The organism is Pseudomonas agarici (assembly GCF_900109755.1).
Taxonomy (GTDB): Bacteria; Pseudomonadota; Gammaproteobacteria; order Pseudomonadales; family Pseudomonadaceae; genus Aquipseudomonas; species Aquipseudomonas agarici.
Genome location: NZ_FOAR01000006.1, coordinates 187,236 through 199,858 on the forward strand (window position 1 = coordinate 187,236; position 12,623 = coordinate 199,858).

The 12,623-nt window shown below is 57.8% G+C and carries 8 protein-coding genes; 1 reads left to right on the forward strand and 7 read right to left on the reverse strand.

Going from position 1 to position 12,623, the window contains the following annotated elements; translation table 11 throughout:
• Positions 1-167 precede the first annotated feature (167 nt).
• Positions 168-2,690, forward strand: coding sequence for an ATP-dependent helicase HrpB (hrpB, locus tag BMX68_RS08150; RefSeq protein ID WP_026013113.1), 2,523 nt, complete (start codon positions 168-170; stop codon positions 2,688-2,690).
• A 288-nt stretch (positions 2,691-2,978) separates the two neighbouring features.
• On the opposite strand, the gene atzF is transcribed toward hrpB, so the two are convergent.
• The 7 genes from atzF to BMX68_RS08185 all read right to left on the reverse strand — a co-directional run bounded on the left by atzF (position 2,979) and on the right by BMX68_RS08185 (position 12,585).
• Positions 2,979-4,742 carry an allophanate hydrolase gene (gene atzF / locus BMX68_RS08155; protein WP_017131449.1) on the reverse strand — a complete coding sequence of 588 codons (1,764 nt, stop codon included), beginning with the start codon at positions 4,740-4,742 and terminating at the stop codon, positions 2,979-2,981.
• Complete coding sequence (uca, locus tag BMX68_RS08160) at positions 4,739-8,344, reverse strand: urea carboxylase (protein ID WP_017131450.1); 3,606 nt, start codon at positions 8,342-8,344, stop codon at positions 4,739-4,741. Before uca ends, atzF begins: the two co-directional genes overlap by 4 nt.
• A gap of 205 nt (positions 8,345-8,549) precedes the next feature.
• Positions 8,550-9,176 (reverse strand): urea amidolyase associated protein UAAP2, encoded by a 627-nt coding sequence (locus BMX68_RS08165; protein WP_017131451.1) that lies wholly within the window; start codon positions 9,174-9,176, stop codon positions 8,550-8,552.
• A gap of 10 nt (positions 9,177-9,186) precedes the next feature.
• Complete coding sequence (locus BMX68_RS08170) at positions 9,187-9,900, reverse strand: urea amidolyase associated protein UAAP1 (protein WP_017131452.1); 714 nt, start codon at positions 9,898-9,900, stop codon at positions 9,187-9,189.
• On the reverse strand, positions 9,893-10,690 hold the full coding sequence (locus BMX68_RS08175; protein ID WP_017131453.1) for an ABC transporter ATP-binding protein: 798 nt from the start codon (positions 10,688-10,690) through the stop codon (positions 9,893-9,895). Before BMX68_RS08175 ends, BMX68_RS08170 begins: the two co-directional genes overlap by 8 nt.
• On the reverse strand, positions 10,687-11,502 hold the full coding sequence (locus BMX68_RS08180; protein ID WP_017131454.1) for an ABC transporter permease: 816 nt from the start codon (positions 11,500-11,502) through the stop codon (positions 10,687-10,689). The genes BMX68_RS08175 and BMX68_RS08180 overlap by 4 nt, the downstream gene beginning before the upstream one ends.
• Positions 11,503-11,517: 15 nt before the next feature.
• A complete protein-coding gene (locus BMX68_RS08185) occupies positions 11,518-12,585 on the reverse strand; it encodes a putative urea ABC transporter substrate-binding protein (protein WP_017131455.1) in 1,068 nt (355 codons plus the stop codon).
• Positions 12,586-12,623: the final 38 nt, after the last annotated feature.

Here is a 12,623-nt window from a genome sequence, read left to right on the forward strand (position 1 = left end):
GCCATGTAGTTCGCCGTTATACTCGGCGGTTAGCTTTGGCGCCATTATGATTTCCGTGGCGGTTGCAGTCTTTTCTTGTCAAAAACTTCCAGACAACGCGGTTTCAGCTTGAAAGCTTGATCATCCCCACCCAGGCGTATACTGCACCACCTGATTTGGGAGCCTCGATGATTTCTCTACCGATTGACGCCGTATTGCCAGCCTTGCGAAAGGCTTTAGCCGACCGTAACGAAGTGATCCTTGAGGCTCCTCCTGGTGCGGGTAAAACCACGCGAGTACCGCTAGCGCTATTGAGCGAAGCCTGGCTCGGCGAGCAGAAGATCCTGCTGCTCGAGCCTCGTCGGCTGGCCGCCCGAGCGGCGGCGGCGCGCTTGGCCAGTGAGCTCGGTGAGAAGGTGGGAGAAACAGTCGGCTATCGAATCCGACTCGAAAGTAAAGTGGGGCCTCGGACTCGGATCGAAGTCGTCACCGAGGGCATTCTGTCTCGCCGACTTCAAGTTGACCCCGCACTGGACGGTGTGGGTGTGGTCATCTTTGACGAGTACCACCTCAGGAGTCTGGACTCTGACCTTGCACTCGCCCTCTGCCTGAGCGCTCGTGAGCTTCTGCGCGATGAACCCCCACTGAAGTTGCTGCTCATGTCGGCGACGCTCGAAGGAGCGCGACTTTCGAGAGTGCTCAACGATGCCCCCGTGATTACCAGCGAGGGACGGATGCATCCCGTCTCGGCGATCTGGGGAAGCCCCTATCAACCCGGCCAACCAGCAGATGTCCGAGTCACAGACATCTGCTTGACCGCCCTCAATGAGCAGGCGGGAAGCATCTTGGTGTTCCTTCCCGGACAGGCAGAGATTCGCCGGGTGGCCGAGTCTCTTAGAGAGCAACTGAGTCATCGTCCGAATGTTGTGGTGTGTCCGTTATATGGTGACCTTGACCTCAACGCACAGCGTTCGGCGATAGAGCCCGCTGCCCCTGGAACGCGAAAGATCGTACTGGCCACCAATATCGCGGAAACCAGCTTGACCATTGAGGGCGTCAGGGTGGTGGTCGATAGCGGCCTTGAGCGAGTACCCAAGTTCGATCCGCGAAGTGGCATGACCCGGCTCGACACTCAACGCATCTCGAAGGCCAGCGCTACCCAGCGAGCGGGCCGTGCAGGCCGTCTTGAACCGGGAGTCTGCTACCGCCTGTGGTCAGAGTCGCAACATGAGCAAATGGCCGGTTACAGCATCCCTGAAATCCTCCAGGCCGATCTGGCGAGCCTCGCGCTCCAGTTGGCCCGATGGGGAATGAAGCCAGACGAAATGACCTGGCTCGACCAACCTCCCTCGGCGCCTTTTGCTCAAGCCAGAGACCTGCTTAAGCGCCTTGGTGCGCTGGACAATGCCGGTCAGCTCACGCCTCACGGATCGGCCATGAGCGAGCTTCCTGCACATCCACGCATCGCTCACCTGCTCATCAAAGGCAACTCCATGGGCCTGGATGACTTGGCCTGTAACATCGCAGCGCTATTGGGTGAAAAGGACATTCTACGAGGGGCAGGTGCTGATCTGCATACCAGGCTGAGTGCATTGTCGGGCGAGCAGCATTCACGTCATGGTGGCGCTTCTTTCCAACGGGTGAAGCAGTCGGCTCGGCAGTATCGATCCCTGTTGCGAGGAGAGGCCTCTGAGCCCGTTACAGAGACAGATCACCCACAGTGGGTAGGTTGCCTACTGGCGTTCGCATACCCCGATCGAATCGGCCTGCAGAGACGCTCAAGTGCATCTGAGTACCGGCTATCCAATGGGCGCGCAGCAGTCTTCTCAGAGCCAGACATACTCACCAAGCATGAATGGCTGGTGGTGGCGGATTTAGGGAGCCGGCTGGGGCAGCGTGAGGAGCGCATCTTCCTGGCGAGTGACCTTGAGCCCACCCTGTTCGATGATGAATTATCCGATCTTGTGAGGTCGGTCGACGAAGTCGATTGGGATGAACGGGAAGGTGTGCTTAAGGCCGAGCGGCAACTGAAAGTGGGACAACTGGTACTTTCCACAACGCCCTTGCCAAGCCTAGACGAGCATGCCCGTTCGCTCGCGCTGGTCAATCTGGTTCGACGCAAGGGTATCGAACTCCTGCCCTGGAACCCTGAGCTTCGGCAGTGGCAAGCGCGGGTCGAGCTGCTGCGTCAGCTGGATATCCGGAATGGCCAGGCCGGCAGCAAATGGCCTGATCTAAGCGATGCAAACTTACTGATGACTCTTGAGGAATGGCTCACGCCATACTTGGGGAAGGTCACCAGACTCAGCCACTTCAGCCAGCTTGATCTGTCGTCGATAGTCAGGAATCTGCTGCCTTGGCCTCTTCCTCAGGAGTTGGAAGCCCAGGCACCCCAGGCGATCCAGGTGCCGTCTGGCTCGAATATCCGCATCGACTATTCGCAGCATCCTCCGATTCTGGCGGTGAGGCTGCAGGAGCTTTTTGGCTTATCTGAAACACCTCGAATTGCTCAAGGGAAGCAACTGCTCACCTTGCATCTTTTGTCGCCGGCTCGAAGGCCAGTACAGGTCACTCAGGATCTCGCCAATTTCTGGCGTAGTACCTACGTGGAAGTGAAGAGAGATCTTAAGGGTAGATACCCAAAACACTATTGGCCCGAAGATCCGTTAGTGGCCGAGGCGACGGCCCGTGCGAAGCCGAGAGGAACATAGCGGGATCATGACACCCTCTCTGTTCCCGATTCGGCCTGCAGTCAACCAGGTATATCCAGGCAACTGACGGACTGCTTACCTCTGCAAACCGGGTCGATTCAGAAAGCGTTGATTCTGTGGCTTCCTCAATCGCCTCAGTGAAAGCACTTATCAACGGCTCATGCTTTTCGAAATCGTGATTCATTACTACACCTGCCCCGAAAGCTTGGGCGAACTTCCGCCCGTTTCTCAGCGTAAAGCTACTCTGGATTTACAGAAAATTAAGCCTTGATTCGCTATTACCGTGCATCAGCCCAACGACGACAACCAGGCTCGCCAGCCACCCCACTCGCTGATATCGGTCGCGCCCGCTAGTCCATAGCCTTCGCAAATGAAACCGGTTTCCCAGCGACCATCTTTGAGCTCGACCTTGCCCAACCCCAGAGGGGCCGGAATACCATTGAGGAATGAGCCTAGTTCTGCGCTCGGCAGTTGCCATACCTCTACGGCGATGCCAACGCCTCCCTCGGCGACACGTACCATCCCTGGACGTTTCACTGGCCCACCAGCGAGTGCGTGAAGTCGATAGTTTGGCGAACTCGTGGTAGCTTCAAGCAGGGTGGCGCCATGTTGCTTGAGCTGCCAGTTGAGCGCGAGGCCGTCGAGATGAGCACCACACACCACCAGCCGAGTCTGATCGTTGCGTGCCGCGTTACTCGCAGCTTTGCCATCCTGGTAGGCATGGGCAAGGCTCAGTAGGTATTGATCGGTGAACGGTCGACCGAACAGCGTTACCCCCCAAGGCAGGCCGTTGGCCATGAAACCGCTCGGGACGGCCACCGCGGCATAATCGAGCAGGTTCATGAAGTTCGTGTAGTAGCCGAGTTCGCAATTACGGAGCACGGGCTCTGCCGCGAGCTCTGCCAGAGTAACGGGTCGCCCTAGGGTTGGAGTCAGAACGCAGTCGAGGCCAGCCATCACGCGGTCGCACTCGGCCTTCAAGGTTTGCATGCGATATTGAGCACGAAAGGTGTCTACGCCTGTCACATCCGCACCCTTGGCGAGAACGGCGCGAATCACTGGCAGAACGGCCTCTGGCTGAGTGCGTGCCAGCTCTCCCACCACGCTATAGCGTTCAGCGATCCAAGGGCCTTCGTATAGCCAACGTGCCGCTTCCAGAAATGGCGAGAGATCCACCACCACTGGCTCGCCGCCCAGCGCTTTCAACCGCTCTACGGCGGCAGTAAATAGGCTTGGGCCTTCGGTGCATCCGAAGAATTGAAGGTCTTCTACGCGCGACACCCCAAATCGGAATGCCTTGATATGCCCGAACGCAGATTCATCGTTCCAGCTTGGATTGGCGCGACTGTATTGGTCCTTGGGATCGAGCCCCGCCGTGAGCGCCAGAAGGCGACTAGCCTCCGCAGCGGTAGCTGTGAAGGTAGTGACACAATCCAGTGTGCGGCATGCGGGAACAACACCGGCTGTCGATATCAGCCCCTTTGTCGCCTTTAGCCCTACCAGATTGTTCAGTGCAGCCGGGACGCGGCCGGATCCGGCGGTATCGGTGCCAAGCGCGAAGCTGGCTAAGCCTAAGGCGACCGTCAGCGGCGATCCGGCGCTTGAGCCGCCAGATGGGTACTCGCGTAGCACGCTATTGGTACAGGCGCCGTAGGGCGAACGAGTGCCGTTGAGACCTGTAGCGAATTGATCAAGGTTGGTTTTGCCTAATGGTATCGCACCAAGGTCGATCAGCTTCTGAACAATGGTTGACGAATGCTCTGGTGTATACGCATAAGCTGGGCAAGCCGCGGTAGTTGGGATGCCGGCCAGATCGATGTTGTCCTTGATGGCGAATGGAATGCCGTATAGCGGCAGATCTTCGATCCTGTTGGTTTCCAGCGCTGCCAGGTAAGGCTCCAGCGCTTCGATACTGAGGAGATGAATAAACATCTTGAAATCGGGATTCAGTGCCTGTGCCCGCTCCCGAAGCGCCAGAATGAGGCTGCGCGGGGAGACGCTTGCGCTCAGGTAGCGCGCTCTCAGCACATCAAGTCTCAGATTGTCTTTCATGCTTTTTCGCCGTTAACGATCACCGGTTCGAGAACGATTACGCGTTGTCCCGCATGTATCGCGCAGCCGGGTTCTACTAGCACTTGGCGAACGATACCGGCGCTTGGGGCAAGCACTGGGATTTCCATCTTCATCGATTCGAGTACCACCAGCGCTGCACCCGCGCTGACTTCATCACCGACGGCGACCTGGACTTGCCATAGATTGCCTGCAATGGAGCTTTCAACACCTGTTTGGTGAGGAGGTAAAAGCGCTTCTTCGCCCGCCGCCGCCGACGCTTCATGGCTCTCGAAATGCGCCTGGCCGCTGTCAATCCAGCGCTGCCTTTCCGCTGCGAATGCAGTCTGTTGTTGGTCCCGGAATGACTGAATGCTCTCTGCTTCTTTCGCCAGGAAATCTTGGTAATCGGCCAGTCGTAATTGACTCTGCTCGATCTGCAGGTCAAAACGACCTAGAGGGAAGTCGCGGCGGATGCGGATCAGTTCCTCTGCGGTGACCGGGTAGAATCGAATTTGGTCAAAGAAGCGAAGTAACCAAGGATTGCCCGAAAATGCTGCCACGTTTCGGTGGCGGTTCCACATTTGCAGCGTGCGGCCTACGAGCTGGTACCCACCGGGGCCATCCATGCCATAAACGCACAGGTACGCACCGCCGATCCCGACGGAGTTTTCCGCTGTCCAGGTGCGTGCCGGGTTGTATTTTGTGGTCACCAGCCGGTGGCGGGGATCCAGCGGAGTCGCTACCGGAGCACCCAGGTAGACATCCCCAAGCCCCAAGACCAGATAGCTGGCAGCGAAAACCGTTCGTTGTACTTCGTGCAGATTCGGCAGGTCGTTGATGCGGCGGATGAACTCAAGGTTGCTCGGGCACCACGGCGCGTCTTTGCGCACGGTGGTCCTGTACTTTTCAATGGCCAGTTGGCACGCGGGATCGTCCCAGCACAGGGGCAAATGCACGATGCGAGAAGGTACTTGCAGGTCGCTTGCAGCACACACTGCATCCCACTCAACTGCGACAGTCTCAAGCAGGGATTCCAGAGATAATTCTTCAGGCTGATAATGAACCTGAAGCGAGCGGACACCGGGGGTTAGATCAATCACGCCGGCTAACCGCTTGGCTGCCAGTGCCTGCATCAAGGCATGCCCGCGAAAGCGAAGAACCAGATCAAGCTCAGGAGCACCGATCTCCAAAAGAAGGTGCGTATCGCCGGCTACACGTGCCATCAGACGAGTGTTGTCGTGACCGATATCCAAAACAATGGGAGATTGTGGAGCGATGTCTTCAACTGACTCGGCATCGGTTTGCCTGGCTAACAACGGCGCGCTAGCAAGCCGGCGGGCGCGGGCAAGATCGGTCGGAACGAAGCGAATCTTGTCGCCAGCTTTCAGTTGACCCAGTTGATACAGGTCTGACTCGATCACGGTCACAGGGCACACAAAGCCACCCAAACTTGGCCCATCCGGGCCTAGTATGACGGGCATATCTCCAGTGAAGTCCACGGCACCGATGGCGTATGGGTTGTCATGAATATTGGATGGATGAAGCCCAGCTTCTCCACCGTCGGCACGTGCCCACTCAGGCTTCGGTCCGATCAGGCGAACACCTGTACGGCTTGAGTTGAAGTGCACTTCCCAATCGGTGGAAAAGAAAGTGGCGATGTAGTGCTCGGTGAAATATTCCGGTGCGCCATGTGGACCATAGATAACCCTGATGTGGCGAAGCGCCCCGAGGGGGCGTTGCTCGGGAAGCATTGCTCCGACCGTTTTGTCTGTCAGCGGCGCTAAGTGCAGTACATCACCCGCACGAAGCGCACGGCCACCGTGTCCGCCGAATTGACCTAAGGTAAAAGTACTTTTACTACCCAGATAGTCCGGCACTTGAATGCCGCCGCGAACGCAGAGGTAACTCCGGGCGCCGGCACCGGCTATCGCGCCCAGGCTCAGGACCGAGCCCGATTTGACCAGGAGCACCGCATTCATGGCGACCTCGGCGCCATCCAGAATGACTGGCATGACCGCACCGGTCACAGCCACTACCGCATCGCTATTGAATCGCAGGGTAGGCCCGCTCATGGTGATCTCCAATCCGGCGGCACCTTCAGGATTGCCCAGGAGCCGGTTGCCCAAGCGCAGGGCTCGGCTATCCATTGGACCCGAGGGTGGTACTCCCACAGCCCAGTAGCCCAAACGTCCCGGATAGTCCTGAACGCTGGTCTGGGTACCGCCGCTCAACACTTCAAAGGTTTCGGCCCGATAAACCAGCCCCTCAAGGCACCGAGTCCAAGGCTGACCGCTGGTGAAGGGGGGATCAAGCAGGATTTGACGAAGGTAATCGCGGTTGGTCTGCACCCCATAGAGCTGACTTTCGCCGAGTACCTTGTGCAGTTGCAGGCGAGCTTCTTCCCGATCAGGGGCCCAAGTGATGACTTTGGCAATCATCGGATCGAAGTAGGGCGCAATTTCGCATCCCGCTTCCACCCAGGTGTCGATGCGCAACGCTTTGCCATCAGCCACGGGGAAACTGACGGCGGTCAACAGGCCGGGGCTTGGCTGGAAGTCTTTGCCCGGATCTTCGGCGTAAAGCCGTGCCTGTACAGCGTGACCGCGAGGGACCAGTTGCGCGCCTATCTCGCTCAGCGGTGGCAAGTCGCCTGCCGCCAGTTGGATCATCCAGCGTACCAGGTCGACACCCCAGACTTGCTCAGTGACGCCGTGCTCGACCTGCAGACGTGTGTTCATCTCCAGGAAGTAGAAGCGCCGATCATCGCTGTCGAACACGAATTCGACGGTACCCGCGCTCCGGTAATTAACGGCTTTCGCGAGTTTGATCGCTGCCTCACAGAGTGCCCCAGCCATGCCGTCTGGAAGGTTTGGAGCTGGGGTTTCTTCAAGTACCTTCTGGTTGCGTCGTTGAACCGAACAATCCCGAACCCCTAAGGCCAACACCTCGCCGGCACCGTCGCCGAACACCTGAACTTCAAGGTGACGGGCCCGTTGAATGTACTTCTCGATGAACACGCCAGCATCGCTGAAATTGTTCTGGCCTAACCGCTTGACCGTCTCAAAGGCCTCGTTCAGCTCTTGCGCCGAGCGGCATACACGCATGCCGATGCCACCACCGCCAGCCGTGCTTTTCAGCATGATCGGATAGCCGACCTGGGTTGCCGCCTGCAAGGCGTCCTCGACACTGTCCAGCAGGTCAGTGCCTTCCAGAAGGGGCACGCCTTGCTCACGTGCCAGGGCACGGGCCGTGTGCTTGAGTCCGAACAATCGAAGTTGCTCAGGCGTCGGCCCAACGAACACGATGCCAGCCGCTTCACAGGCTTCGGCAAACGCCGCATTTTCAGAAAGGAAGCCGTAACCTGGATGAATAGCTTGAGCGCCGCTAGCTTTGGCGGCGGCCAGAATTTTGTCGACAGCGAGATAGGTTCCGGCGGCAGCGCCTTCACCGAGGCTTAGCGCCTGATCTGCCTCAAGGATATGACGGCTGGCGACATCTGCCTCTGAGTAGACCGCAACGCCTTTAACGTCGAGTTCGCGCAATGTCCGAAAAATTCGGCAGGCGATAGTGCCACGGTTAGCGATTAACAGGGTGTTGAACATAGATCTCCCCTAAAGGCGGCAGGTGTTCGCCTCGACTGGGTTGCGGGTCGTCCCGCAGTTCTTCGAAAGGTCTTGGGGCCGTCCCCAGGCAACGGTCAGTCAGGTTTGCGGGGTTTGATGCGATGATCGCTGCGAGGCCGAACCTGGGCTGCGCGGCTTTGGCAGATCAGGAATAGCCAAGCCCTCCCGACGTGGAGCCAGGCCTTCATTCCCATATCAATAACTCCGCCGGCGTTGGATTATAGCCATTGCAGGGATTGTTCAATTGAGGGCAGTTAGAGATCAGAACGATCACGTTCATCTCTGCGCGCAGTTGAACGTACTTACCCGGCGCGGAAACCCCATCCTCGAAGGTAAGGCCGCCGTCCGGGGTGACAGGCACGTTCATGAAAAAGTTGATGTTTGGGCCGATGTCGCGTTTGCCCAGGCGGCCATCGTGGCAGCAGGCACGCAAGTAGTTGTCTCGGCAGCTGTGCATATGGCGCTTGTCGAGGGCATAACGAACGGTATTGCTTTCCTGCGCGCACGCACCGCCCAGCGTGTCGTGACGGCCACAGTTGTCTTCGAGAATGGTCAGCAGTGCCCGGCCCAAGTTGGAGTAGAGGACGCTGCCCACCCCGAGGTAGACATTGTTCTGCCGACGAAGGGTGCGCTGCACGTCGTAACGCTCGCGCGGATTGGTCGCACTGTAGAACAAAGTGTCGATGGCCTGATTACCTTCCAGATCCAGGATCCGGAGTGTTTGACTGGCTTTGACTTCGGTCAGCCAAGGTTCGCCAGCGGGAATCGTGGCTCGATAAATGGCGGCTTCCGGACGCAGATTAACGGTCATGAAATAGTCCTCAGGCGAACCAACGGTCGGTATTAGTAAAGCCGCGCTGATTTTCCGGGCGCGAAGTGCGGCAATGCTCGGCGACACTGGCATCCGCATTCATGAAGGTCAGTTGAACGGGTTTCGGCGAATATTCGCTTGCCGGATCCATCGGATGCTGCAAGGCGGTGATGATGAACAGGGTGTCCATCGGCGCATAGAGCTCGATGCAATCGCCGGCCTTGGAGTTCCCCAGGGCAAAACTCAGCCCGCCTTGGTCATCCACATCGACTCGGCTGAACAAATTCAAGACCATGGACAGGTCAGCCGGGCCCAGCGCCCATTTGCCCATTTCGACCAGAAGGTTGTCTGTGCCGTTACGGAAGAAGCCATTGCGTAATTCCTGATAGCGCCCTTGACCGTACTTTTCCTCGACTTCGGCAGCGCAGAGGACGCCCCCAATGCTGTCGCTCCACCCACAGGTATCGCGAGTGATAGCTGCCAGTACACGGCCCATGTCCGAGTACAGGCAATGACCTGCCGTCAGCTTGGCCGTGTGCTGGCCCTTGAGGCTGTCGGGTAGATTCAGCCGCTCGCTTTTTTCGTTCGCGTTGAACAGCATAAGGCTGGCGTTGGCGCCGCCCTCAAGGTCAGTCAGGCGCAGCAATTGACCGCGCTTGAGAACGAAGGAACGGTGACCGCCACCTGGCAGTAACTCTTCGCAGAAAACGGTACGGTCATTCATGGGAATGCCTCAAGTTTAGTGGGTGAGAGCCTGGCAGAGCCGAGGCAATAGTCAGTTGCGCCTCGCTACGCTTGGCGTTTAGTGGCAGGTCATAGGTAATGCGAGCGCCATAGGCATAGGGGGCATGAGGGTCGATGCGTACCTTGTCGAACACCATCAGCCGGGTGCCCAAGCTGAACCCCTCACTAAGGTCATGAGTGACCATGAATACGGTGAGCCGAGTCTCACGCCACAATTCCAATAGCAGCGCATGCATGTCCTTGCGGATACCGGGATCAAGTGCGCCAAACGGCTCATCCAGCAGCAGCACCCGAGGCTTCATGATCAACGCTTGAGCAATGGCAAGCCGCTGCTGCATGCCACCCGAAAGTTGTGATGGGTATTTCTCCAAAGCGTGTCCAAGCCCCACTTTGGATAGCAGTTGCGCTGCCTTCTCTTGAGCGAGCCGTTTACGCGGTCCGAACAGGCGTCCTACTAGAGGTGCGTTGGGGAGCTCCAGCCCCAACACAACGTTGTCCAGCACACTTAAGTGCGGGAACACGGAGTAGCGTTGGAACACAACGCCTCGGCTAGGATCCGGTTCAGCGGCCAGCGGCCGACCGTCCAGCAAGATCTCACCTTTGCTGGCTCTTTCTTGACCCAGCAGTAGGCGTAAGAAGGTCGATTTACCGCAGCCCGATGTGCCGACCATGGTGCAAAACTCGCCTTCGGCGATGCTCAGGTTCAGGCCTTCCAGCACCACGTGATCGCCGTATTGCTGCCACACGTTATTGATTTGAATGAAACTCACGGGCGAGCCCCCTCATACCATGGGAAAGCTCGGCGGGTGAGGGTCTTGAGCCCCCAATCCATAAGCCAGGCCAAGAGGGTGATCCACACCACGTAGGGCAGGATGATGTCCATGGCCAGATAACGACGCACCAGAAAAATCCGGTATCCCAAACCGTCTTGCGAAGCGATGGCCTCGGCTGCGATAAGAAACAGCCATGCGGAACCCAACACCAGACGCATTGAGATAAGCAAACGAGGAAGCAATGGTGGTAGTACGACCCGCAGGATCAGCGTCCAGGTCGACGAGCCCAATGTTTGGGCCTTGATGAGCAGCTCGACGGGTATTTCCCGTGCACGTTGTTCAAGATCCCGTGCCAGGATTGGCGTTATACCTATAACGATCAGCATGATCTTGGAAAGTTCGCCGAGGCCAAACACAATGAACAGGATTGGCAGGATCGCCAGTGGCGGCACCATCGACAGTACCACTAGCAGTGGGGACAACGTCGCACCGAACAGCGCCAGCGTGCCTGCTGCGATACCGAGGCACAGACCCAGCAGAGCGCTTGCGCCTAAGCCAATAGCCAAGCGTCGCAGACTTGACGCAGTGTCCTGCCACAGAAGATATCCGCCGTTGCGTTTGTCTTCAGTAAAGGCCATGCGTTTTACCGCATCGCTCATTTGCACCGCGCTCGGCAGAAGTTTGTCATTTGGGTTGTCCGCAAGCCGTTGCGCCGATCCCAGGAAGTAGGCGCCCAGCAATAGAACGAACGGAAGGATCACCAGTAGCCAGCGCGTAGAGCGATCAGGGTGACGGTTAATCAACTGCATAGTGCGCTCTCCTGATCACAACTTGCCGTCAACGGCCATCTGCACGTAGCTAGGGTCGAAGCGCAATTTGATGTTGCCCTTATCTCCATGGATGACGTCTTGAGCGAAGCTCATGCCCACGGCACTACTGTCCTTGGCACCTTCCCCGAGCAGACCGTGTTCGAAGGAAAAGTGGGCGACTTTGGCCATGGTCTTGGGAAGCTCAGGGCTGCTCGCAAAATCCAGCGTTTCTTGAGCGGTGTGGAACAGCCGGGTCGTTGCCAACTGCGATTTGAAACCTGCCAGATCAGTGCCGCAGGCCTGAGCCATATGCTCAAGCGCCGCTTCCCCTGCGGGGCTTGTGCTGCTCATGAGTTCCATGACTTCAAACCAGGCGCCGGCCAGCACTTTGCCCAAGGCAGGGTTGTCCTCCAGCGTTTGAGTGTTGAGGACCATCATGTCCAGGATTTCGCCCGGAATCTTGCTGGAGTCGAACACTTCGGTGACATCCGGCGTGGCCTTGATGTCGGCAAGCATGGGGTTCCAGGTTGTGACGGCTTGCACCTCGTCGGTGTTGAATGCCGCAGAGATATCCGCATCTGAAGTGTTGACCACCTTCAGGTCTTTTTCCCGCAGACCGACAGTATCGAGGGCTCGGGCCAGCAGGTAATGGGATACCGACAGCTCAACGAGATTGACGTCCATGCCGCTGAGGTCAGCAATCGTTTTACCCGTGCCTTTGACGACGATGCCATCATTGCCGTTGGAGAAATCGCTGACGATGAGCGCCGTGCTATCGACACCGCCAGCAGCAGGGATGGTCAGGGCATCCATGTTGGTCATGGTGCAGCCATCGAACTGGCCCGCGGTGTATTGATTGATGGACTCGACGTAGTCGTTAAGCTGAGTGACCTTGACGTGAATGCCGTACTTCTTGGCCCACTTATCGACTACGCCTTGAGCCTGTGCGTACTCCCAAGGCATCCAGCCTGCATAGATCGTCCAGCACACGTTGAAGCCCGTCTTCGCGCCAGCGTGGGACGACGGACTGGTCAGCAGGGTGAGACCGGCGGCTAAGCAGGCGAAAAGAAGAGGGTTTCTCATAACTAGGACTCCAGTTGAGGGTGGCCAGGCAAGGAGCA

Coding starts and splice junctions, on each gene's coding strand:
- BMX68_RS08170 (WP_017131452.1), bottom strand. CDS start 9,900: ATGAATGACCGTACCGTTTTCTGCGAAGAGTTACTGCCAGGTGGCGGT.
- BMX68_RS08185 (WP_017131455.1), bottom strand. CDS start 12,585: ATGAGAAACCCTCTTCTTTTCGCCTGCTTAGCCGCCGGTCTCACCCTG.
- BMX68_RS08180 (WP_017131454.1), bottom strand. CDS start 11,502: ATGCAGTTGATTAACCGTCACCCTGATCGCTCTACGCGCTGGCTACTG.
- BMX68_RS08165 (WP_017131451.1), bottom strand. CDS start 9,176: ATGACCGTTAATCTGCGTCCGGAAGCCGCCATTTATCGAGCCACGATT.
- hrpB (WP_026013113.1), top strand. CDS start 168: ATGATTTCTCTACCGATTGACGCCGTATTGCCAGCCTTGCGAAAGGCT.
- atzF (WP_017131449.1), bottom strand. CDS start 4,742: ATGAAAGACAATCTGAGACTTGATGTGCTGAGAGCGCGCTACCTGAGC.
- uca (WP_017131450.1), bottom strand. CDS start 8,344: ATGTTCAACACCCTGTTAATCGCTAACCGTGGCACTATCGCCTGCCGA.